This is a genomic window from Shewanella aquimarina (assembly GCF_023349185.1).
Classification (GTDB): domain Bacteria; phylum Pseudomonadota; class Gammaproteobacteria; order Enterobacterales; family Shewanellaceae; genus Shewanella; species Shewanella aquimarina.
Genome location: NZ_JAKIKY010000014.1, coordinates 104,976 through 126,825, shown reverse-complemented (window position 1 = coordinate 126,825; position 21,850 = coordinate 104,976). Strand labels below are relative to the sequence as shown.

20 protein-coding genes are annotated in these 21,850 nt (G+C 53.7%); 9 read left to right on the top strand and 11 right to left on the bottom strand.

Annotated elements, in window-relative coordinates:
* The first annotated feature begins 49 nt into the window (after window positions 1-49).
* The 3 genes from ppnN to L2731_RS16580 all read left to right on the top strand — a co-directional run bounded on the left by ppnN (window position 50) and on the right by L2731_RS16580 (window position 2,730).
* A complete protein-coding gene (gene ppnN, locus L2731_RS16590) occupies window positions 50-1,402 on the top strand; it encodes a nucleotide 5'-monophosphate nucleosidase PpnN (RefSeq protein ID WP_239851726.1) in 1,353 nt (450 codons plus the stop codon).
* Between the two features lie 18 nt (window positions 1,403-1,420).
* Complete coding sequence (gene xni / locus L2731_RS16585; protein WP_249254549.1) at window positions 1,421-2,191, top strand: flap endonuclease Xni; 771 nt, start codon at window positions 1,421-1,423, stop codon at window positions 2,189-2,191.
* 152 nt (window positions 2,192-2,343) lie between these two features.
* Window positions 2,344-2,730 (top strand): DUF3192 domain-containing protein, encoded by a 387-nt coding sequence (locus L2731_RS16580; RefSeq protein ID WP_041509176.1) that lies wholly within the window; start codon window positions 2,344-2,346, stop codon window positions 2,728-2,730.
* Between the two features lie 23 nt (window positions 2,731-2,753).
* Here L2731_RS16580 and L2731_RS16575 read toward each other — a convergent pair whose 3' ends face one another.
* The gene (locus tag L2731_RS16575; RefSeq protein WP_249254548.1) at window positions 2,754-3,224 is read right to left on the bottom strand and encodes a methyltransferase family protein; all 471 of its coding nucleotides are present in this window, start codon (window positions 3,222-3,224) and stop codon (window positions 2,754-2,756) included.
* A 195-nt stretch (window positions 3,225-3,419) separates the two neighbouring features.
* Complete coding sequence (locus L2731_RS16570) at window positions 3,420-6,233, bottom strand: alpha/beta hydrolase family protein (RefSeq protein ID WP_249254547.1); 2,814 nt, start codon at window positions 6,231-6,233, stop codon at window positions 3,420-3,422.
* Between the two features lie 300 nt (window positions 6,234-6,533).
* Here L2731_RS16570 and L2731_RS16565 point away from each other — a divergent pair, with 300 nt between their 5' ends.
* Window positions 6,534-7,541 (top strand): isocitrate dehydrogenase, encoded by a 1,008-nt coding sequence (locus L2731_RS16565; RefSeq protein WP_249254546.1) that lies wholly within the window; start codon window positions 6,534-6,536, stop codon window positions 7,539-7,541.
* Between the two features lie 137 nt (window positions 7,542-7,678).
* Here L2731_RS16565 and rlmM read toward each other — a convergent pair whose 3' ends face one another.
* The 4 genes from rlmM to L2731_RS16545 all read right to left on the bottom strand — a co-directional run bounded on the left by rlmM (window position 7,679) and on the right by L2731_RS16545 (window position 10,931).
* Window positions 7,679-8,770, bottom strand: a complete 1,092-nt coding sequence (gene rlmM, locus L2731_RS16560) for a 23S rRNA (cytidine(2498)-2'-O)-methyltransferase RlmM (RefSeq protein ID WP_249254545.1) — start codon at window positions 8,768-8,770, stop codon at window positions 7,679-7,681.
* A gap of 99 nt (window positions 8,771-8,869) precedes the next feature.
* Window positions 8,870-9,259: a DUF423 domain-containing protein gene (locus tag L2731_RS16555; RefSeq protein ID WP_041509171.1), complete on the bottom strand. Its 390-nt coding sequence runs from the start codon at window positions 9,257-9,259 to the stop codon at window positions 8,870-8,872.
* Window positions 9,252-9,947, bottom strand: a complete 696-nt coding sequence (locus L2731_RS16550; RefSeq protein WP_249254544.1) for an alpha/beta fold hydrolase — start codon at window positions 9,945-9,947, stop codon at window positions 9,252-9,254. Before L2731_RS16550 ends, L2731_RS16555 begins: the two co-directional genes overlap by 8 nt.
* Window positions 9,948-10,019: 72 nt before the next feature.
* Complete coding sequence (locus tag L2731_RS16545; RefSeq protein WP_011866561.1) at window positions 10,020-10,931, bottom strand: transcriptional regulator GcvA; 912 nt, start codon at window positions 10,929-10,931, stop codon at window positions 10,020-10,022.
* A gap of 182 nt (window positions 10,932-11,113) precedes the next feature.
* Between L2731_RS16545 and L2731_RS16540 the strand changes: the two genes are divergently transcribed.
* A complete protein-coding gene (locus L2731_RS16540) occupies window positions 11,114-11,344 on the top strand; it encodes a hypothetical protein (protein WP_249254543.1) in 231 nt (76 codons plus the stop codon).
* Between the two features lie 370 nt (window positions 11,345-11,714).
* Here L2731_RS16540 and thiI read toward each other — a convergent pair whose 3' ends face one another.
* The 3 genes from thiI to pomA form a co-directional block, all read right to left on the bottom strand.
* Complete coding sequence (gene thiI, locus L2731_RS16535) at window positions 11,715-13,172, bottom strand: tRNA uracil 4-sulfurtransferase ThiI (RefSeq protein ID WP_249254542.1); 1,458 nt, start codon at window positions 13,170-13,172, stop codon at window positions 11,715-11,717.
* A gap of 240 nt (window positions 13,173-13,412) precedes the next feature.
* Complete coding sequence (locus L2731_RS16530; RefSeq protein WP_041509151.1) at window positions 13,413-14,357, bottom strand: flagellar motor protein MotB; 945 nt, start codon at window positions 14,355-14,357, stop codon at window positions 13,413-13,415.
* A gap of 4 nt (window positions 14,358-14,361) precedes the next feature.
* Window positions 14,362-15,129, bottom strand: a complete 768-nt coding sequence (pomA, locus tag L2731_RS16525) for a flagellar motor protein PomA (RefSeq protein WP_041509150.1) — start codon at window positions 15,127-15,129, stop codon at window positions 14,362-14,364.
* Window positions 15,130-15,524: 395 nt separating this feature from the next.
* On the opposite strand from pomA, the gene xseB reads away from it, so the two are divergent.
* Genes xseB through dxs form a run of 3 tightly spaced genes read left to right on the top strand, consistent with a single transcriptional unit; the run spans window position 15,525 to window position 18,537 of the window.
* The gene (gene xseB / locus L2731_RS16520; RefSeq protein ID WP_011866566.1) at window positions 15,525-15,764 is read left to right on the top strand and encodes an exodeoxyribonuclease VII small subunit; all 240 of its coding nucleotides are present in this window, start codon (window positions 15,525-15,527) and stop codon (window positions 15,762-15,764) included.
* Entirely contained in the window at window positions 15,765-16,646 is an 882-nt protein-coding gene (ispA, locus tag L2731_RS16515) for a (2E,6E)-farnesyl diphosphate synthase (RefSeq protein ID WP_249254541.1), read from the top strand.
* 22 nt (window positions 16,647-16,668) lie between these two features.
* Complete coding sequence (gene dxs, locus L2731_RS16510) at window positions 16,669-18,537, top strand: 1-deoxy-D-xylulose-5-phosphate synthase (RefSeq protein WP_249254540.1); 1,869 nt, start codon at window positions 16,669-16,671, stop codon at window positions 18,535-18,537.
* A gap of 108 nt (window positions 18,538-18,645) precedes the next feature.
* Here dxs and grpE read toward each other — a convergent pair whose 3' ends face one another.
* On the bottom strand, window positions 18,646-19,263 hold the full coding sequence (grpE, locus tag L2731_RS16505) for a nucleotide exchange factor GrpE (protein WP_249254539.1): 618 nt from the start codon (window positions 19,261-19,263) through the stop codon (window positions 18,646-18,648).
* Window positions 19,264-19,628: 365 nt separating this feature from the next.
* On the opposite strand from grpE, the gene nadK reads away from it, so the two are divergent.
* Window positions 19,629-20,507, top strand: coding sequence for an NAD(+) kinase (gene nadK, locus L2731_RS16500; protein ID WP_041509146.1), 879 nt, complete (start codon window positions 19,629-19,631; stop codon window positions 20,505-20,507).
* Window positions 20,508-20,714: 207 nt separating this feature from the next.
* Here the strand turns inward: nadK and L2731_RS16495 are convergent, their stop codons facing one another.
* Window positions 20,715-21,779, bottom strand: a complete 1,065-nt coding sequence (locus L2731_RS16495; RefSeq protein WP_239851740.1) for a TonB family protein — start codon at window positions 21,777-21,779, stop codon at window positions 20,715-20,717.
* Window positions 21,780-21,850: the final 71 nt, after the last annotated feature.

Below are 21,850 nucleotides of genomic sequence, written 5' to 3'. Positions count from 1 at the left end.
CATCCTTTTCCCCGGCGTCATGGCTCGAGTCTGCAGCTAAGGAGTCGCCATGATCGTCAATATCAGTCCCAGAGGCAGTATGGATCAACTTTCCCAATTGGAAGTTGATCGCCTCAAGCAAAACGCTAGCAGTGAACTCTATCAACTCTTTCGCAGCTGCTCCCTGGCGGTGCTCGCCTCAGGATTAAAGAGCGACAACGCCTGCACCCTGTTTGAGCAGTACAGTAACTTCAATATCAACGTGCTCAGGCGCGAGCGCGGCATCAAGATAGAGCTGGTCAATCCCCCCGAGGCCGCCTTCGTCGATGGCCACATCATCGCCGGGATCCAGGAACATCTGTTTGCTGTCCTCAGGGATATCGTCTACCTCAGCGATCGCTACGACAACCTGAAACATATCAACCTGACCAACTCCAGCCATATCACCAACGTGGTGTTCGACATACTGAGAAACGCCCAGGTGATCCCGCGCCAGGATCCCAATCTAGTGGTCTGCTGGGGCGGCCATAGCATAGACGCCAACGAATACCAATACACCCGCGAGGTGGGTTACGAGCTGGGCCTGCGTAGCATGGATATCTGTACCGGCTGCGGCCCGGGAGCCATGGAGGGGCCCATGAAGGGCGCCGCCATCGGCCATGCCAAGCAGCGGGTGCGCACCGCCCGCTATGTCGGCCTGACGGAACCCAGCATCATCGCCGCCGAGCCCCCCAATCAGATAGTCAACGAGCTGGTGATCTTGCCCGATATCGAGAAGCGCCTCGAGGCCTTCGTCCGCCTGGGACACGGCATAGTGATCTTCCCCGGCGGCGCCGGTACCGCAGAAGAGTTACTCTATCTGCTGGGGATCCTGCTTAACAAAGAAAATGCCAACATCCCTTTCCCCTTGGTGCTCACTGGCCCAAGGGAGAGTGCCGATTACTTTATCAAGATAGATGAGTTTGTCGCCGCCACCCTGGGCGAAGAGGCCCAGAGCAAGTATGAGATCGTCATCGATGACCCTGTGCGGGTGGCGCGCATCATGAGCCACGGCATGACGGTCATCAAGCAGCACCGCAGAGACACGGGCGACTCCTACCAGTACAACTGGTCACTGAAGATAGAACCCGAGTTTCAGCTGCCCTTCGTGCCGGATCATGAGATCATGAACAACCTCAACCTCTACTTCCAGCCCAACAAGGCGGATCTGGCGGCCAACCTGAGACGCGCGTTTTCTGGTATAGTGGCGGGCAACGTCAAGATGGACACAATGCGCGAGATAGAGCGCTCCGGTCCCTTCGAGCTCAGGGGCGATAAGCAGTTGATGAAGTTGATGGACACCCTACTGCAGGCCTTCGTGGATCAACAGCGGATGAAGCTGCCCGGCAGTGCCTATGTCCCCTGCTATCGGATCGCCACTTAACCCTATGTTAGAGACAAGATGAACCGATTTTTAATCATAGATGGACTCAACCTGGTGCGGCGCATCCACGCCGCCCAGCCTAACGAGAACGATGTTAATGGCCTGCCGGAGCGGGTCACCTCCGCCTGCCGTAAGCTGCTGAGCAAACACGATCCCAGCCATGTCACCCTGGTGTGGGATGGCGATGCCATCTCATGGCGCAAGAAGCTCTATGACGACTATAAGAAGGGGCGCAAGCCCATGCCAGAGGCCTTGAGTCAGGCGCTGCCCGCCCTTAAGCAGCACCTCGCCGAGCGTGGCTTTCACTCCATCGACGCCATTGCCGAGGCCGATGATGTTATCGCTACCCTGGCCAGCAAGATGGTACAGGCCAAGGGAGAGGCGATCATCGTTTCCACCGACAAGGGCTTTACCCAGCTGCTTTCCCCCCAGATACAGCTGTGGGATCACTTTAATCAGCAGGTCATCAGCATAGAAGATCGTGAGCAGCAACTGGGCGTCGATCGCAGTCAGTTTATCGATTTTCTCGCCATGGCAGGCGACAGCGGTAACAAGATCCCCGGCATCCCAGGCATAGGCCCTAAGTCGGCCTGTGAGCTGCTGAAAACCTTCCGCAGCCTGGCCAATGTCTACGCCTCACTGGATAAGATAGGCGCAAAACAGGCCAAGAAGCTCGAAGAGGGGCGAGCGCTAGCGAGGTTGAGCTATAAACTGGTGCAACTGCAGACCGACATCCCCCTCAACACCCGCCTGGCGAACTTCAGGGTTGAGCAGACAGCTAAGGCGTAAACATTCGCTTACTTATTTGTTGGCTTTGTCGCACCTGTAAGCAAAAACGGTACTACCATACCGTTTTCATCTGCTTTATATTGTAAGCAATATGTTGCAGTGGCTTAATCCACTGCAGATACACCCGCAGCATGGAAGGATCCCAAGGTAAGATGAAATCTAAAGTTCCAGTGATAATAGGCTCAATCTTCGCGGCCTATCTGGCCTTTGTCGCCGTCGTCGTCCTGGTTTATGAACCCACGCCAGACGATATGGACTGGGAAGACAGGCAGGCCTACAACAACGCCAAGTTAACCGAACTATCCATAGGACAACCGATAGAACAGATCAGGACACTCATGGGTAAGGCCGATTTTTCCGAGGCCAAGAGCAGCAATCAAGATACCCTACAGGTGCTCTTCTATCGCACCCATCACAGCAAGTCGGACGGCGAGACCACCCGCGACGAATGTACCCCACTACTGTTTAAGAACAACAAGCTGATCGCCTGGGGCCAGGACACCTATCAGCAATATCTCGACTCTCCCATCGGCGGCTAACCACCAAGATAGAACAGGCGCTGTTACAACCAGCGCCTGACACTCTTTAGATACGCCCCATATTCCTTAGGAAACTTTGCCAGCAGGTAGGCCTCCTCGCGGCGGATCGCAAGCCAATAGACCCCTAAACAGGCAGGCAATATGCTCAGCACCAACCAGGGTGACGCCAGCAGCAGCCCTAGTCCCAGGGGATAACCGCAGAAGGCCACATAGATAGGATTACGACTATAACCGTAGTAGCCAGAGGTGATGATGTTGGAGGTGGGCTTCCAGGGCTCGATAGCCGTCTGGCGCCGCTTGAAGATCAATAAGATATGTAACAAGACCAGAGTCGTCGTGACCAGCAAGGCGACACCGGCAACCTGGCCGATTGGATGGGGGGGCAAGGCCAGGGGAAAGAGCTTCTCACATCCCAATGCCGCCAGCATAGATAAGAAAAAGATTAGAGGCGGCGGCACCTTGACGCTGGCCCCCTTGCTATCGATTTCTGTCATCCCCTTCTCCATATTCCTTTACTCTCCTCAATCCTTTTAAACCCAAATACCTTTAAACCTAACCACCTTCAAACCCTGAACGCCTAAAGCCCTGAATGCCTAAAGCCCTTAACTCATCCTCTAAAATGCAGCTCTCCATTGAATCGCAGCGTAAAAAAGCCGGGCTAGGCCCGGCTTAAGTAATAACCCTAGGGCTTAACCCGCCTTCTTATATTCTTGATAGGCCTCACCCTCAGACAGCCATTTAGGTGCGGGCTTGCCCTTCAGGTAGTGATCGAAGTATTGCATCATGCGCAGGCTATAGTCGAGCTTGTTCGGGTATTTCTTCAGATGATGAGGCTCATCCTGATACTGCAAGAATACCACATCCTTACCCGCACGGCGCATGGCCAGATACAGCTCGACCCCTTGCTCCCAAGGCACGGCATCGTCTTTATCACCAAACATGATCATCATAGGGGTCTTGATCCGCTCGACATAGAAGACGGGTGAGTTTTCGATATATTTCTGTGGCGCCTTAAACAGGCTCTCACCGATGCGGCTCTGCCCCGTCTCATACTGGAACTGACGTGCAAGCCCGGTACCGTGACGAATACCGCTGTAGGCGCTGGTCATGTTAGAGACAGGTGCGCCGGTGACCGCCGCCTTAAAGATAGAGGTCTGAGTCACCGCGAAGGCGGTCTGATAGCCGCCCCAGGAGTGGCCCTGAATACCTACCGCGTTCGCATCGGCAATCCCCATATCGATGAGCTTCTGCACGCCCGAGGTCAGCGCCTGTACCGAACTCGCACCTGGGTAGCCCACCTCGAAACGGATATCCGGCAGGAAGATGGCGTAACCGTTATCGGCATACCAGGCGAAGTTAGGTCTGTGGTTCAGCTTCATGTCTGGGAAGGCATGCAACCTGTCGCTCATGAATCGGTAGAAATAGACCAGCACGGGATAACGCTTACCCGCCACATAGTTAGAGGGCTTGATCAGCACGCCGTCGAGTGGCTTGCCGTCGCCGTTGGTCCAATGCACCAACTCGGCCTTGCCCCAATCGAGCTGACGCTTCTGATCATCGAGTCGGGTCTGGCGGCTCGCCTGTTCAGGGCTTTGCAGATCGCTGGCGTATAGATCCGGGTAGAGATCGTAACGCTGCTTGGAAAACAGCACCTTGTCACTCTCTTCGGCGCGGGCCAGCAGCTTGAGCTTATAGTCGCCCTGCATCAGTGGCTTGACGCCCGACACGCCCACCTTGGCGGTATAGAAGCCATCGCCCTTAGTGCGCTCGTTATAACCATGAAGCAGTAGGCTCTGATCCGGCTGTAATCGAACCGGCTTATCCGCCTTTTCTAGCAGACCCGTGACGCGATACTGGATCTGCGCCTTGCGTCCCTTGGCGGCCGTGAGGCGAAATGCATCTAATGAGTCGGTATTAAACTGCCAGATATCATACTTGTCGTAGGCGAGGAAGGCCGAGCCATCTTCGACCCAAGGGCCTAGACCATAGCCAGGGGCTACCGAAGGATAGTCATGATCTTCGTCGGCAAATGGCGTCTTGAAATCTTTGGTCAGCTTGGCTCGGCTATCCTGCGCTATCTGATAGAGGAAGATATTGCCCTGCTGATAGTAGGCCACGAAGCGCTCGTTGGGTGAAAGCGATGGCTCCTGGCCTACCGGCTGCTGGATAAGAAACGCCTGCTTGCGTCCCGTGTTGAGATCCACCAGGTAATAGTCACGGTAGAAACCGGCCCAAGTGATCATTTTAAGGTAAGGCACATCTGTGCTGGCAAGCATGAAGCGTTGCTGCTGGCCAAGCTCAATATCCGGCACCGCCTGATCGGCCAGCTGCACCACCTGCTTTGAGCCAAGATGCAACACCGCCAGATAGGTGTGTTTAAGGGCTTTCTTGTACTGCTTTACCTCGTTTGGCTTGATGCGAGGGTCGTCCCCATGCCAGACACGCAGCTCGCGCTGACCAGCTATCACATCCGCATCATAGAGATCGTCAGCCTTGGCCACCTTAGGTAACTCCAGCTGCTGGCTCACCTCGGGCACGCGGCCGAAGAAGAGTCGCTTACTGTCTTCAGAAAACGTCAGCTCGCTATAACGGTTTAGGGTCCACTCCTTGGTGTTGGCCACCCTATGCAGCTTGTCGCTACCCGCTTGATGCAGGGCGAGATGATATTCACGTCCCCAAGGCGCCTCGCCGGCCTGGCCATAGGTGAAGGCGACATATTTGCCGTCTTCACTGGCAGAGACGGCGCCTATTTGCTGATCCACAAACCCGGCAACCACCTCAAGCTCACCGCTGGCAAGGTCCATGCGCTGCACTCTGTGCAGATTATTGGCGATATCGTTTTGGGCAGCGACCAGGCTGCGGCCCGCCTTATCGAAATAGTAGGCGGTAACATGGGCCAGTTTCTCACTGCTCCCCGCCTTGAGGTTAACCACCTCTAGGGTGCGCCCCTTGTCATATTTGTCGACTTTTGGCTTGCTTTCGCTCTCTTTGGCCTTGGCCTGACTATTTTTGTCGTTGGCCTCGCCCTCGTCCTGCTTGTCACCATCGGCCTCTTCGCCGGCCTCATACCAGATAGCGAGATGGGTTCCCGCCTCGTTAAAGGCAAACTCCTTGACCTTATCGTAACGCGTCTCTTTACCAGACTCGGTATCCAATAATGCCAAACCGGCCTTGAGCTTCTTTCGGGCCTTAGGGCTGGCCTTTTCCTGCTCAAGCAAGGCAGGTTCGATAACGAAGGCGGCAAAGCGACCATCATGGCTGATCAGCGGCTTACTGCCTCCCGTCACGGTAAAGCTTTGCTCGCCGTCCAGGCGCTTCACCATGCCATGACTGTCTCCCCGATCCGGACTCACTTCGACGGCAAAGGCACTGCCATTGGCCGAGAGCACGGGTTTCTTGAGGGATTCGAATTTCATGATGACATCGGGTGTCACATCGGCGCTAAAGGCAGCGCAGGAAAAGAGACTGGCGCACAGGAGAGATAGGGTCGGTAATGGCTTCAAGGTCTTCCTCATTTTTAACTTATTATTAACGGATGCAGCTTGTCATTAACGTGTGTAGCCTGGGGTATTAGACTAAAGTAGACTTTTTTAACGGTTAAGGATCAATCATCGTCATTAGCCTTTGTTATTGCAAGTTAGCCTACACAAAAAAACGTGAGATTGCTCACTAATTCCTGTGAAATTTGCGCAAAAGTAGTTAAAATAAAGCCGATAAAGATTCTAAAAATTCATAGTCATAACACCGTGTCTTTCGACATGGTCAGACAATAGCAGTAACGACCAACCGTGGAAGGACTCTCCATGTCAAAAAGAACTATTACCGTTATCCCGGGTGATGGGATTGGCCCAAGCATAATCGACTCAGCAATCAAGATCTTAGATAAAGCAGGATGTGATTTCGAATACGAGTTTGCCGATGCTGGTCTAGCCGCACTTGAGAAACAAGGTGAACTTCTACCTCAACGTACACTGGATATGATCGAGAAGAACCGTATCACGCTTAAAGGGCCATTAACGACCCCTGTTGGCGAAGGTTTCACCTCAATCAACGTCACTTTACGTAAAAAATTCAGCTTATATGCCAACGTACGCCCTGTATTGTCTTTTAAAGGCACTCAGGCACGTTATGACAACATCGACATCATCACGGTACGTGAAAACACCGAAGGTATGTACTCAGGCCTAGGTCAAACCGTTTCTGAAGATGGTGCGACGGCAGAAGCCACCAGTATCATTACCCGTCAGGGTGCCGAGCAGATCACCACCTTCGCCTACGAGCTAGCGCGCAAAGAGGGTCGTAAGAAGGTGACTATCGTACACAAGGCCAACATCATGAAGTCGACCTCAGGCCTGTTCCTGAAGGTGGCTCGTGAAGTCAGCCAGCGTTACCCAGACATCACCACCGAAGAGATGATTGTCGACGCAACCTGCATGAAGCTGGTAATGAACCCAGAAAACTTCGATGTGATCGTCACCACCAACCTGTTCGGCGACATCCTATCGGATCTGTGTGCCGGTCTGGTAGGCGGCCTGGGCATGGCGCCTGGCGCCAACATTGGTAAGGACGCGGCGATCTTCGAAGCGGTTCACGGCAGTGCGCCAGATATCGCAGGTAAGAACCTGGCTAACCCGACTTCAGTTATCCTGGCCTCGATCCAGATGCTGGAATACCTGGGCATGTCTGACAAGGCAGCAGCCATTCGCGCGGCAGTGTCTGCCGTGATCGAAGAAGGCGATCGCACGACTCGCGACCTTGGCGGTACCCACGGTACTTCTGACTTCACCCAGGCGGTACTCGAGCGTCTGTAATAGACAAGCAGCGAGATCTAATCGCTGAAATAGAAAAGCCCCGCAATCGCGGGGCTTTTTATTATCCGATATTTCTTAAGTTAACCAATGATTCTGTTGTTAACCATGGATTCTGCTGTTAACCATGGATTCTGATGTTAACCAAAGTTAAAACCGACGCTGGGTCGCAGCCAGAGATGCACAGTCACCTCATCTCTATCATGATAAAGATGCTTACAGGCCAAATGGAAATCATCGATACCATTTTCCCTTAGCACCTCTTGCATGGTGGCCAGGATAGTCGACACCTCTTTATAACGGCTCTTCATCGGCAGCTTAAGGTTAAAAATAGCCTCCTTAAACCAGCCGTTGATCGCCCAGGCCTCCATCAACTCGGCCACACGCGAGGGTTTCTCTACCATGTCGCACACCAGCCAGTAGATATTCTTCTTCGGCGGCTCGAAACGGAAGCCGTCGGCTTGATAGTGCCTCACCTGCCCTGTGTCCATCAGGTTCTGCGCCATGGGGCCATTATCGACCGCCGCCACGAACATGCCGCGGCGAACCAGCTGATAGGTCCAGCCACCCGGACAGGCACCGAGATCGACCGAGTTCATGCCGCTGCGTAGACGCTGCTCCTGTTCCAACTTGGGAATAAAGTGGATGAAGGCCTCGTCCAGCTTGAGGGTCGAGCGGCTCGGCGCATCGCTGGCCATCTTGAGCCTTGGGATCCCCATAAAATAGGGAGAGCTGTTGTGACTCAGCGAATAGCCCACATAGGCGGTGCCCGGACCGACGAAACAGACGTGGATGATGGGACGCTTGGGATTTTCCTTCTCAAGTAACGCGCCGCTGCGTTTTAGCGCCTGTCTCAGGGGCACGGTAAACTTACGACAGAAGGTCGACAGCTCCTTGGCCTCATTGGTATCGGGTGTCTCGACCCTAAGCTCACCGGCCTTGCTCACCTTAGCCAGGGCATCGACGATAGGGCTAACTCTGTCGCTCTCGGGCAGATCTTTTAGCAGCTCGTTGGCGGCAAACATCTGACGAGTGAAGATAAGCGAGTCCAGCTCGATCTGCTCGGCCAACAGATCGGCATCACCCGCCTGAAAACACTGAAAAATCACGTAACCGTCGTTACGATTGGTCTTTACAAAGCCGCCAACATTCAGCTCCGCGGCTCGCTGCTGGATCTCGGCTGCGCAGTCTTTCTCGTAGCCGGCACGGCAATATAAAAATAGGTTTATCATAGGAAGATCCTGAATAAAAAATGGCGACCCATATCATTGGGCCGCCATTCTACACTTTCTCGAAAATGAATACGATTATCTTAACGCCCGCTCGCGGTGCTAATCGTCCAGCTCCACCACACGATTACGCCACACGGCCACCGCGATGAACAACCAGCCCAGCAGGAAGCAGACACCACCCATGGGGGTCACGGGCCCTGTCCACTTGCTGCCCACCAGCACGTAGAGATAGAGCGAGCCGGAAAACATCACTATGCCCAGCAGAAACAGATAACCCGCCCAGTCGATCAGGCGAGACTTGAGCCAGTGACCACTAAAGGCCACGGCGATCAGGGCAAAGGTGTGATAAAACTGATACTCGACACCCAGATTAAAGATGTCGATCATCTCTGGCGTGGTCACCTGCTTGAGTCCATGGGCACCAAAGGCCCCCAGTGCCACGGCTAAGAAACCACTCAAGGCTGCCAGCAATAGAAAACCTTTACGCATCTAACCCCCTAATAAATTGAATACTATGTGAGACTGCCCGATCCAGATTAGCGCTTTGGGTCGTGCCTGACGACTTTCTTGGCAGAAAACTATGATCCCCATCGGTTAACCACTCGAGTTTGGCGTTAAAAGGTGCAAGCCAAGGTTCGACCAGGCCTTTGGCGCCAAACTTATCGCGCTCACCCTGTATCACCAGCAGCGGCGCCCGACACTCACCGATAGGCTCGAGTCTGGGCTCGCCCCCTTTAGGCGGCACGAAGGGATAACCAAGGCAGATCACGCCATCAAGCACTTGCTCGGCACCGAGCATCGCCGCCATGCGCCCGCCCATGGACTTGCCCATCACAATCAAACGCTTGGGCTGGTATACCTCACGCACCGTCTCTATCAGCAGGCTAAAATCCTTAATCAGCTTAGGTGCCCTGTCCGGCGGCCTGCGCTTGCCATCGATGGCGTTGTTGCGCATGTAGGGAAAATTAAAGCGGATCACCCCAAGCCCCTGGCCTGCGAGACGCTCGGCCATCTGCACCATGAAATCGTGTGCCATGTTGGCGCCAGCCCCATGGGCCAGCACCACCAAGGTGTCACAACCAAGGCCACTGTCATCGACGGCGCCGGAAAACAGACACTGACTCGCGGGCAGCTCGGCCTGCTTAAGCCGCGCATCTAATTTTTGTGTAAAACTCATCTCAACTCTTTATCTCTGGTCAGGCCCCATAAGAGGCACGACTCGCGACTAATTTAATGAATAGCTAGAGGGTTAGCCCGGCAACAGCTCGCTGCGAGACTCCTCTTCGAACATGTCGAGCATCCATTTCCTGAAGGCAACAATCTTGCCTATCTCGGCATGATTTTGCTGACACACCAGATAATAGGCGTTCTTGCTCACCAAGACCTCGGGGAAGGGACATACCAGACGCCCGGCCTTGATATCGGGACGGGCCAATACGCTGTAACCCAGCGCTACCCCCTGACCGTGAGCCGCCGCCTGCAAAACCAGTGAAGAGTGACTGAAGATAGGCCCCTGGTTCACATTAATATCATTAATTCCACATTGTCTAAACCAAGCCTGCCAATCATGGCGGCTAGAATCGTGCAGCAGGGTGTGATGTTTAAGGTCGCTCGGCTGCGACAAGGGCTTGGGGCCGCTGAGTAACATAGGCGAGCAGACAGGGATCAACACCTCGTTTCTCAGCTTATCGGCGCGAAGCCCTGGCCAGTTACCCATGCCGTAATAGATGGCCACGTCAACATCGTCGGTCAGGCTGCTGGTCTCATCGTCCACCGCCTTAATCCGCACGTCGATGTCGGGATTATTCTCGCTGAAATTCGCCAGACGAGGCACCAGCCACTGAATGGCAAAACTGGGCGAAGTGCTTACCGTCAGTGAGCCTATGGCACTTCGGGCCAGCAATCTGTCGGTGGCGTCGGCCAGTTGCACAAAGATATCTTTTATATCGAGAAAGTAACCCTGCCCCTCTTCGGTCAGCAGCAAGGATCGGTTCTTACGACGAAAAAGTTTTAGCCCTAAATATTCTTCTAATGCCTTAATCTGATGACTTACCGCGGCCTGTGTCACAAAAAGTTCTTCCGCGGCGCGCGTAAAGCTTAGGTGACGGGCTGCGGCCTCAAAAGCCTTCACCGCATTCAATGGAGGTAAACGTCTCGACATAGTGATCCTTGTCTCACATTTCAATTAGTTTTTCTAATCCGTATTGTTACATTTTATCGTTTGTAAAGGGAAGGGGTTTTGGTTAAATTTTGCGCCAACGAAATGATTGAAGTTAGACAGCCTCTACGACGTATTTGGGGAGTGTCTGACACCCCAAGATATGCCGCCCGGAGGCGACCACTATGATTAACTTTAAAACTGTATTTGCCATCGCACTGCTCTCAGCCTCAAGTGCTGCCACTGCCGATGAAATCGTTATCGATACCACAGATCTGCACGCCACCATCAGCGCGCAACTGGCCGAAGGCCTGGAGCTGATGCAGCAAGATCTGAATGAAGACCTCAACGCCATTCTGGTTGCTCAGAAAGACGAGCAGGCGGACACCAGCGTTAGTGCACAGCGCGCAGAGTAATAGCTAGTCCACCTGAGCTAACGACTCGCTACAAAGCCGTCGCTACAAAGCCGTCGCTACAAACAATAGCAATAAGCCGCGTCTAAGATGCGGCTTTTTTATGTCCGCCGAAGACTCATACCAACTAGCACACTACCTAACTCGCCAGCCTGCTCACCACCTGACGCAGACAGTCTGCTTGGCAGTCGACTATAGATAAATTTATCAAATAAGTTACGCGAGAACCCATGCAAATCCAAGGTTTTATCTCCTTAAGGCCAAAATATCCGTGAAGCCTGCTCTGGATAAAGCGGCCAATAAAAAAGGCCGCCTCATGGCAGCCTTTATCTAAATCCTTGTCTCTCTTTTCGAGAAAGCCGCTTCGAGGCGCTTATGTGGGACGATAGACCTTCACGTTGTGATAGCCCTGCTCCTGCAGATAAAGCGCCTGTAGCTTGCTCATGACGCCTCTGTCGCAGTAGAGCAGATAGGTCTTCTCTTTATCGAGATCGGCAAACTGGGTGGCCAACTTGAAGAAAGGAATACACTTCACCTCGATACCGTTGAGGCTAAGTGGGCTCTGCTCTTCCTCTTCCGGCGAGCGGATGTCCACCACAACCTCACCACCCGTGACCGCATCGACCGTCTCAGTCTCGGTGATCTTGGTATCCATGCTGACGGCGATGTCGCGAATATCGATCACCTCGGCCGCCTCGACCACGCGGTCGATCAAGTCTTCGGAGAACTTCTCCTCCTCGGCGAGGATCTTACCCATCACCGCCTTCACCGTCGGCTTCTGCGAGATCACGCCGCAATATTCAGGGATCGACTTGGCGAAGTCTTCGGTGCCGATCTCGCGGCTCATGTTAATGATATCTTGCTTATCCATCACGATCAGCGGACGCAGAATCAGCATATCGGTGCTGCGGTCGATCACATTCAGGTTAGTCAGAGTCTGGCTGGACACCTGCCCCATAGCCTCACCCGTCACCAGCGCCTGAATGCCCATCTTCTCGGCGATACGGCTGGCGGCACGCATCATCATGCGCTTGAGGATAACGCCCATCTGGCCGTTATCTATCTTCTCAAGGATCTCCTGCACCACCGGGTCGAACGGCACTGAGATAAATTTCACCTTGTGCGACTCGCCGTATTTCTGCCACAGATGATAGGCAACCTGTTTAACGCCTATCTCGTGCTGATCGCCGCCTAGGTTAAAGAAACAGTAATGGGTACGAGAGCCGCGCTTGATAAACTGGAAGCTGGAGACGCCAGAGTCGAAGCCACCAGAGATCAGCGACAGCACATCTTCCTGAGTCGCCATAGGGAAACCGCCCAAGCCGTCGATGCGCTTCTCCACCAGATAGAGATGTTCGTTATCTATCTCCAGGTTGACCGTCATGTCGGGGTTCTTCAGCCTGACACCGGCCGCCTCGGTAAACTGGTTGAGTCCACCGCCCACGTAACGCTCCACCTCGATTGAGTTAAACTCATGCTTACCGCTACGCTTAACCCGAACACAGAAAGTCTTACCGGCCAGTTCCTCTTTGTAGAGTGCCAGCGTCTGCTGGTAGATATCGTCCACCGACTCGAAGGTACTCTCACGCACCTGCAGCACATGAGCGATACCCGGAATACAGGCGAGACGCTCGGCATAACGCTCAATCATCTCTGGCTTGTCTTCTGGCACCCTGACCATGATCTTATCCCACTGGCGCTGTACCCTGGCCTCTTCATCGACCTTGCGCAGCACGTTTCGGATATTGGTTTCAAGCATCTTGGTAAAACGCATTCTTACCGGTTTGCTTTTCATCATGATTTCAGGAAAGAGTTTTACGATAAATTTCATGGGCGTTCCGCGGGAATAATTTTAAACAGCAATTTAGCCATTATACCAAGGCCGGTGCACAAATGCCCATAAATCAGCGACTCGGCAAGGATTTTATGCCACCAAGCCCAAAGATGAGCATAATTTGTCCAAATTAAGATTATCCCCATAGCACAGGTCACACGCCTGCACCGCTTAAAGCAAAAAAGTCCACCTAAGTGGACTTTCTATTGATGGATGAAGCCTAGCCATTAAATGCGGCTATTGGCCGACCAAGATCTCATCAGACTCCTTGGCCTTACCCTGCTCGATGGCGATCTCAACCCTGCGGTTACGGGCCCGGTTGGCGGCGGAATCATTGGCGACCAGGGGGGCGGTATTGGCCATGCCAACCACCTTCATGCGCTGCTGATCAAATCCTGGCACACGCACCAGCTCATGGGCCACGGCCACGGCGCGTTTGCTGGAGAGATCCCAGTTCGAGCTGTAGAGCTCGTTACTGATATTCATATCATCCGTATGACCCGAGACGGTAATGATCCCCGGCACATCCTTTAATAGCTCCCCTACACGGCGGATCACCGGCTTAAACCTGGGCTGTAGGAAGCCAGAACCGGATGAGAAGGCGCCCTTTTCACGGATGCGAATGATGATCTGCTGCCCCAGAGACTCGATCTCAATCGCGCCGTCGATGATCTCCTTGTTGAGCTCCTGAGCCATCTTCTTCACCTGATCGTTGATCTGATCTTGTGACGCCGCATCCTGTTTCTCCTGCTTGGCCTGAGCCTCGGCATCCGCCTCTTCCTGCGCGGTAGATGACGCCTCGCCGCCGCGCTGCTCACCCCGCTGCTGCTGCACGCCGCCGGCGCTGTCATCATCACCGGCCTGCACCTCAATGGTGGGCTCGGTCATCTCATTAGTCTGCTGATTGATGATCTCAATGGGCGTAGGTTCGGGTTTACCCGGGCGAAACTCCAGCGCGATCACCGAGGTGCCCTTGGGGATATCTTTGACTTCAACCTTATTTTGTACACCGAAGGCATACTTCATCGAACCGGCGATCTGCTTGAACTTCATCACGTCCATCTCGGAGAAGGCCAGCAGCAGAACGAAGAAACACATCAATAGCGACATGAGGTCGGCAAAGGTTGCCAACCACATAGGCGCCCCGGCGGGCGGACAATCGCATTTGACCTTCTTAGCCATCTGGCTATTCCCCGTCCGTCGTGTCTATATTCCGCAGTTTCTCCGAGAGATAATTCTTCAAGAAACCCTCGATGACCCTAGGGTTCTGTCCGTCTTGAATGGCGAGCACCGCATCCATGATCAGGTTGCGGTTGAGCATCTCTTCCCCCATGCGTAGAGAGAGTTTATCGGCGATCGGCAAGGCGATCATGTTGGCGATAATGGCGCCATAGAGAGTGGTTAACAAGGCTACCGCCATCGCCGGGCCGATAGATTTAGGGTCGTCCATGTTGGACAGCATGGCCACCAGACCAATCAGGGTACCTATCATCCCCATGGCGGGTGCCACATCACCCAGCGCCTTGAAGATGCTGATGCCGGTCTTGTGGCGCTCTTCGGTGAGGGCGATATCTTTCTCAAGGGCTTCGCGCACCACATCGCCGTCATGGCCGTCCACCAACATATCGACCGCTTTCTGCATGAAGCTGTTGCTGATCTCCGCCTCTTCCAGCGCCAGAAAGCCCCCCTTACGCGCCGCATCGGCCATGGTGACCGATTGCTCGATCAACTCGTCGGGCTTATCTATCTTGAACATGAAGGCTTTGGCGGCGATCTTGACCGCACCGAGGAACTGCTTGAGGTTAAACTTCATCATCACCACAAACAGAGAGCCTATCATTACGATAAGCACAGAGGGCACATCAACAAAGATGGCGATACCACCACTGCTGACCATAGCTCCGATAATAAAACCAAATGCACCAATCAGGCCTATCAGGGTCGCTAAATCCACAACTCTTCCTCATATACAGTATCGGCCGTTGCTAATACCTTGACCTAGGGATCAAGCTCTCAGTCAACACCATAATCATCTCGAGACAGGTCTCTACTCTACTCATTCTTGCAATGAAAGGCATCTCCTCGCCCCAGCGCGACGACACAAAAGTCGTCAATTAGACGGTATTTCGCCTAACCGCGGGCAGGAGTTTACGATATAATATCTGACAAAATTGAGTATTGTTCTAATTCAATTATCGGACAGCTTACACGCAAGTTTAGCTACAAATTCAATTTTTTATAAAAAAACCTCCTTAAAGCGTGCTATTGCACAAATATACGACAGCGTAATTTGACCCCTAGGGTTGACTGAGATACTTTGTCTGTCGCTAAATTCTTGGGAAAATCACCGTGGCCAAAAAACCTGAAAACCTGACCTTCGAAGAGTCACTCACAGAATTAGAAAACATCGTCACTAGCCTGGAACAGGGCGATGTCTCTCTGGATGACGCCCTCAAACAATTTGAGCGCGGCATCAATCTGGTCAGAAACAGCCAAGGCAAACTCGAACAGGCCCAACAGAAAGTCTCTATCTTGACCCAGGAACAAGATCAACCCAGCTTGCAACCCTATCTGCCAGAGGGCGAATAATTGCTAAATGAAGCGATAACGCGATACCAGCAGCGCGTCGACGGCCAGCTGCGCCATTTTATCAATGCACAAGACGATACCGAGCCACAACTCAAGGCCGCCATGACACACGGCACCCTGATTGGCGGCAAGCGTATTCGCCCGTTTCTGGTCTATGCCGTCGGTGAGATGCTGGGTGTGCCCCTTGAAAGGCTAGATGCCTGCGCCGCTGCCATCGAGTGTATCCATGCCTACTCGCTGATCCATGACGACCTACCGGCCATGGACGACGATGCGCTGCGCCGCGGCCAGCCAACCGTACATATCGCCTTCGATGAGGCCACCGCCATACTGGCCGGCGATGCGTTGCAGACCTTGGCCTTCGAGATCATCAGTCAGGAAGGCAGCGAGCTAAGCGCCAATCAACAACTGGCCATGGTACGTGCCCTTGCTAAGGCATCTGGTTACGGCGGCATGTGCGGTGGTCAGGCGATGGACCTTAACGCCACCGACAAACAGATAGATCTCGAGACCCTAAAGCAGTTACACAGATTAAAGACGGGCGCCTTGATCCGCTGCGCAGTGGAATTACCTATCATTGCTGCCGAGGTCACAGATGAGCAGGCAAGCCATCTGATAACCTTTGCTGAAGCCATCGGCCTCGCCTTCCAGGTACAAGACGACGTGCTGGACATTATCGCCAGCACCGAAGAGCTGGGTAAGCCCCAGGGCTCTGACTGTGAATCGAACAAGAGTACCTATCCGAAACTACTCGGTTTATCCGGGGCCCAAGCGACCGCGAAAAGTTTGATCGAAGACGCCCTATCAGCGCTGGCTAAATTACCATACAATAGCCAGTTAATTGCCGAATTCGCCCGTTTCATCATAGAGCGAAGAGTATAATAAAGAGCCAAAGAATCTCGCTATGAGTTTGGATATTACGAAATACCCTGTGCTGGCACAGGCCGACACCCCAGATGAATTAAGACAGCTTCCCCAGGGGGTGCTACCAAAACTTGCTGACGAACTCAGAAGTTATCTCCTACAGTCGGTAGGCATCTCCAGTGGCCACTTCGCTTCTGGCCTTGGCACGGTCGAGCTGACGGTTGCCCTGCACTATGTCTACAACACCCCATTCGATCGCCTGATCTGGGACGTGGGCCACCAGGCCTATCCCCATAAGATCCTCACGGGTCGTCGGGACAAGATGCCGACCATACGCCAAAAAGGCGGCATTCACCCCTTCCCTTGGCGGGAAGAGAGCGAATATGACACCTTCAGCGTCGGCCACTCTGGCACCTCAGTCAGTGCGGCGCTGGCCATGGCCGTGGCCGCCGAGAAGGAACAGGCGGGACGCAAGGTGGTGGCCGTTATCGGCGATGGCGCCATGACAGGCGGCATGGTATTTGAAGCCATGAATCACGCCGGCGATCTGCATAACGACATGTTGGTGGTGCTTAATGACAACGAGATGTCGATCTCCGAGAACGTCGGCGCGCTGAACAATCACCTGGCGCAGCTGATGTCCGGTCGTCTCTACACTACGATCCGCGAAAACAGCAAGAAGGTGCTCAAGGGGATGCCTGTCATCAAAGAGATGGCCAAGCGCACCGAGGAGCATCTTAAAGGCATGGTCGTCCCCGGCACCATGTTTGAGGAGCTGGGCTTTAACTATATCGGCCCTATCGACGGCCACGATGTGGATGCACTGGTCGAGACCCTGCGCAACATGCGTAACCTCTCAGGGCCGCAGATATTGCACATCATGACCAAGAAGGGACGTGGCTACGAGCCGGCGGAGAAAGACCCCATCGGCTGGCACGCCGTGCCTAAGTTCGATCCGTCGACCTTTGCTAAGCCCGCCGCGAAACCGGCTAACCCCACCTTTTCTCAGGTGTTTGGTCGCTGGCTGTGCGACATGGCTCAGAAGGATGAGAAGGTGCTTGGAATCACCCCTGCCATGCGTGAAGGTTCAGGCATGGTGGAGTTCTCACAGCGCTTCCCGAAACAGTATTTCGATGCGGCCATCGCCGAGCAGCATGCGGTGACACTCGCGGCAGGCTTTGCCTGTGAGGGCTATAAGCCGGTGCTGGCGATCTACTCTACCTTCCTGCAGCGCGGCTATGATCAGCTGATCCACGACGTCGCGCTACAGAAACTGCCGGTGATCTTCGCCATCGACCGTGGCGGCATCGTCGGTCCAGACGGCCCGACCCACCAGGGCGCCTTCGATCTCAGCTATATGCGCGCCATTCCTAACATGGTGATCATGGCGCCGTCGGATGAGAATGAATGTCGCCAGATGCTCTACACAGGTTACTGCTACAACGAGGGACCGACGGCGATCCGTTACCCACGTGGCAGCGCCACCGGCGAGCCTCAGGTCGAGACCATGACCGCCTATGAGATAGGCAAGGGCCTGATCAAGCGTGAAGGCAAGAAGATTGCCATCCTTAACTTCGGTACCACGCTGGCGTCGGCGAGTCAGGCAGCCGAGGCGCTCGAAGCCACCCTGGCCGACATGCGCTTCGTTAAGCCACTGGATGTGGAGCTGGTGAAACAACTGGCCGCCAGCCATGATCTGCTGGTGACGGTAGAAGAGAACGCCATCATGGGCGGCGCCGGCTCAGGCGTACTCGAACTGCTACAGCAACTTAAGCTGCCTATGCCTGTGCTCAACATCGGCCTGCCCGATGAGTTTATCAAGCACGGTGAGTGCGGCGAGATCCTGGCCGAGCTACAACTGGATGGCCCAGGCATCGAGGCGCAAATCCGCGCCTATCTGGCGGACTAAACGTAAACAGCTAAGAACAAAAAAGGCCTCATATTGAGGCCTTTTTTATACCGCCAATGGGCTGGCTTACGTTAACTAACTTGCGTTAACTAGCGTACGTTGACTAGCTTACGCCTGAGTATCGACGCTGGCGCCGCCCTGAGACACCATCACCATGGCTGGACGCAACAGACGCTCGTTGAGCATATAACCTTTTTGCATCACCATCATCACGGTATTGGCCGGGAACTCTTCGCTAGGCTGCATACCGATCGCCTGGTGATGATCCGGGTTAAATGCTTTCCCCTGAGGATCGACCTGCGTCAGACCAAACTTTTCAACCGCGCTGGTGAAGCTCTTCAGTGTCAACTCAACCCCTTCGTAGATCGCCTTGGTGGCTTCATCTTCACTGCTGGTGCCTTGCAGGGCACGTTCCATGTTGTCGATAACGGGTAGCAGCTCGTTGGCAAACTTTTCCAGGGCAAACTTGTGGGCCTTCTCGACATCGAGCGCCGCACGGCGACGCACGTTCTCTACCTCGGCGGCAGCACGAACAACAGAATCTTTCTGCTCTTCCACCTTAGCCTCGGCAGCGGCCAGGGCTTGCTCCAGCTCTTCAACACGGAAATTAGCTTGGGTAAGTTCGTCCATCAAACTGGCTGCATCTTCAACCACCTCGGTTTCAACTTCTACAGCTTCGGTTTCTTCAATCTGTGGTTCTTGGGCTTTGTTTGACTCTTTGCTCATTGTTACTCCAGCTAAAAATGCTTTGTTTCTGCATGCTCTGGGCATATTATGGGGATCAAATTTGAGGTTTCAAGCCCTAGGGTCTGTTTATCTTTCAGATTTGATTTTTGTTCTATCTAAACGCTTTTTACTCAAGGCCCGCGCTGTGTCGCATACTTATTCTATGTAATAGTACGCAACACGGCTCAAGGGCTGTTTAGATGAACCCTTCGGGCAGCTTTTGTAGGCCATTTCTACTGCGTTATCGCCCGTTTATGTAGAATAACTACATGACACGGGCTCTGCCTGGGATAAATGGCCTACAAATTGCTGCAAAAACAAACAGGAAAGTTCAACAGCCCCTAAGGCATGGATCAAACAGAAATATGACCAAAGCGTTTCACACAATCGGCTTAATCGGCAAACCCCATCACTCTGGGACCCATAAGACCCTAAAACGTCTGCACCACTGGTTGACCATGCAGTCCTATGAGGTTTATGTCGAAGAGCGCGTTGCCGGCGAGATAGGGCCACAGGTGAAATCGGTGGATCTGCTGCAGATTGGCGAACATTGCGATCTGGCCATAGTCGTAGGGGGTGACGGTAATATGCTGGGCGCCGCACGCGTGCTAGCCCGCTTCGATGTTGGGGTGATAGGCGTTAACCGGGGTAACCTAGGCTTTCTCACCGACCTGCCGCCAGACACCTTCGAAGAGGCCCTGGGCAAGGTACTCCAGGGCGAGTATGAGACGGAGCACAGGTTTCTGCTGGAATCAGAGGTCCACAGACACGGCGAGATGAAGTCGAGCAATACCGCGGTCAACGAGGCGGTACTCCACCCGGGCAAGATTGCCCACATGATCGAGTTTGAGGTCTATATCGATGACAAGTTCATGTACAGCCAACGCGCCGACGGCATGATAGTCTCCACCCCAACAGGGTCGACCGCCTACTCGCTGTCGGCCGGGGGGGCCATCCTGACGCCAAATCTGGAAGCCTTGATCCTGGTGCCCATGTTTCCCCATACCCTCTCCTGCCGCCCTATCGTGGTAGACGCCTGCAGCATCATCAAGCTGGTCGTGTCGCCAGACAACGGCGATGCACTAGAGGTCAGCTGTGATGGTCACGTCACCCTACCCGTCTTGCCGGGAGATGAGATCATAGTGAGACGCAGCAAGGAGCGACTCAGACTGATCCACCCCAAGGGCTACAACTACTTCCACGTGTTGAGAAATAAACTAGGCTGGGGCAGTAAACTGTTTTAATACCAATCACAGTAAATATGTGATCAGAAATAGCGCAGGAAAAACGCTTGAGAACAAAGCAGGATTTTTAGATAAGTAGTTATTCTACAATTAAAAATACTAATACAGTTATCGAGCGTTTTAACAAGCTAGAATGATCAATTGTTTATTACGATTGGTATAAGGTCAATGTTTCATTAAAAAGCCCGCATATTCGCGGGCTTTTTGTTATTTAACTCTATAGTCCAGCTGCACACTGACCTCAGCCGGTACAGGCTTGCCGTCGACAAATTTAGGCGCGTAGCGCCAGCGCTTAATGGCCTTTAGCGACTCGCGGGTAAACTGCTGCCCCCCCTCCGAGGCCAACACCACAGGATCCCGCACGAATCCCTGTTCATCCACGGTAAAGGACATCTGGGTCCAGCCCTCCCGGCGATCTCTGGCATAGGAGATAGGATACTTTGGCGCTTCCCGATAGAGGGGGGACTGCTCCTGTTCATCGGACCAGGGCTTCATGCTGCCAATCGCCACACAATGCTGGGTCGACTTATCACTCTCGCCTTCGGCCTCAAAAATCTCCACCAGACGGGCATGGGCGGCCAGTTTGTAGGGGTGGCTAAAGTCGAGCACAGAGAATTGCTTGATCACCTCTTCCAGCAGGGGGATGGCCCTATCGTACTTCTTCTCTGCCGCCTTGATCATGCCCACATAATAGGTGGCCTTGAGCCTTGCCATCGCATCGGCCGGCATCTCATGACGATAGATCTCATAGGCTTCCAGCGCCTCGTCACGTATATCCCGGGTATAAAAGCGGGTCGAGGCTAAACCATGGAAGGTCAACATCTTCACCTCGGCCAGCAGCAAAGGTTTGTCGGCATCCTGTGCGATGGAGATCGCCTGCTTAAACAGATCCACCTTCTCTCTTGACGCCTCCATGGTCTGGGCGGCGCCAATTAACGGATCGACAAGCTCGATAGCATCGCGGCCGAAGTGTTTTCGGTAGACCTGGATGACATTATCGAAATGCTTGTGCGCGGCCTGGGTATCGCCATTTTCCTGTAGCGCGGTGGCCAGATTAAGCTCGAGATTAATCAGATCGATACTGTCGGACTCGAAATAGCCCTGGCCCAATTCATAGGCTTTGGCGGCGGTAAGCGCCACCTGAGCTTTGTCTTGTCCCACCAGCGCCTGCTGATAGGCGGCGTAGCTTTCGCTAAAGGGGGAAGCGACACAAAGAGGCGCGGCAAACTGCGCGCACAACATCAGGGCAAGACCTGATAATGACTTCTTCATAGTGAACAAATATCCTTATTTGTGATACTGAGGCCTTCTCTTAGGGAGAATGGCTTAGAAAAATTAGCTGC

Bases quoted from the DNA above. Each gene is read 5' to 3' on its own strand.
- ppnN (WP_239851726.1), top strand. From the start codon at position 50: ATGATCGTCAATATCAGTCCCAGAGGCAGTATGGATCAACTTTCCCAA.
- xni (WP_249254549.1), top strand. From the start codon at position 1,421: ATGAACCGATTTTTAATCATAGATGGACTCAACCTGGTGCGGCGCATC.
- L2731_RS16580 (WP_041509176.1), top strand. From the start codon at position 2,344: ATGAAATCTAAAGTTCCAGTGATAATAGGCTCAATCTTCGCGGCCTAT.
- L2731_RS16575 (WP_249254548.1), bottom strand. From the start codon at position 3,224: ATGACAGAAATCGATAGCAAGGGGGCCAGCGTCAAGGTGCCGCCGCCT.
- L2731_RS16565 (WP_249254546.1), top strand. From the start codon at position 6,534: ATGTCAAAAAGAACTATTACCGTTATCCCGGGTGATGGGATTGGCCCA.
- rlmM (WP_249254545.1), bottom strand. From the start codon at position 8,770: ATGATAAACCTATTTTTATATTGCCGTGCCGGCTACGAGAAAGACTGC.
- L2731_RS16555 (WP_041509171.1), bottom strand. From the start codon at position 9,259: ATGCGTAAAGGTTTTCTATTGCTGGCAGCCTTGAGTGGTTTCTTAGCC.
- L2731_RS16550 (WP_249254544.1), bottom strand. From the start codon at position 9,947: ATGAGTTTTACACAAAAATTAGATGCGCGGCTTAAGCAGGCCGAGCTG.
- L2731_RS16545 (WP_011866561.1), bottom strand. From the start codon at position 10,931: ATGTCGAGACGTTTACCTCCATTGAATGCGGTGAAGGCTTTTGAGGCC.
- L2731_RS16540 (WP_249254543.1), top strand. From the start codon at position 11,114: ATGATTAACTTTAAAACTGTATTTGCCATCGCACTGCTCTCAGCCTCA.
- thiI (WP_249254542.1), bottom strand. From the start codon at position 13,172: ATGAAATTTATCGTAAAACTCTTTCCTGAAATCATGATGAAAAGCAAA.
- L2731_RS16530 (WP_041509151.1), bottom strand. From the start codon at position 14,357: ATGGCTAAGAAGGTCAAATGCGATTGTCCGCCCGCCGGGGCGCCTATG.
- dxs (WP_249254540.1), top strand. From the start codon at position 16,669: ATGAGTTTGGATATTACGAAATACCCTGTGCTGGCACAGGCCGACACC.
- grpE (WP_249254539.1), bottom strand. From the start codon at position 19,263: ATGAGCAAAGAGTCAAACAAAGCCCAAGAACCACAGATTGAAGAAACC.
- nadK (WP_041509146.1), top strand. From the start codon at position 19,629: ATGACCAAAGCGTTTCACACAATCGGCTTAATCGGCAAACCCCATCAC.
- L2731_RS16495 (WP_239851740.1), bottom strand. From the start codon at position 21,779: ATGAAGAAGTCATTATCAGGTCTTGCCCTGATGTTGTGCGCGCAGTTT.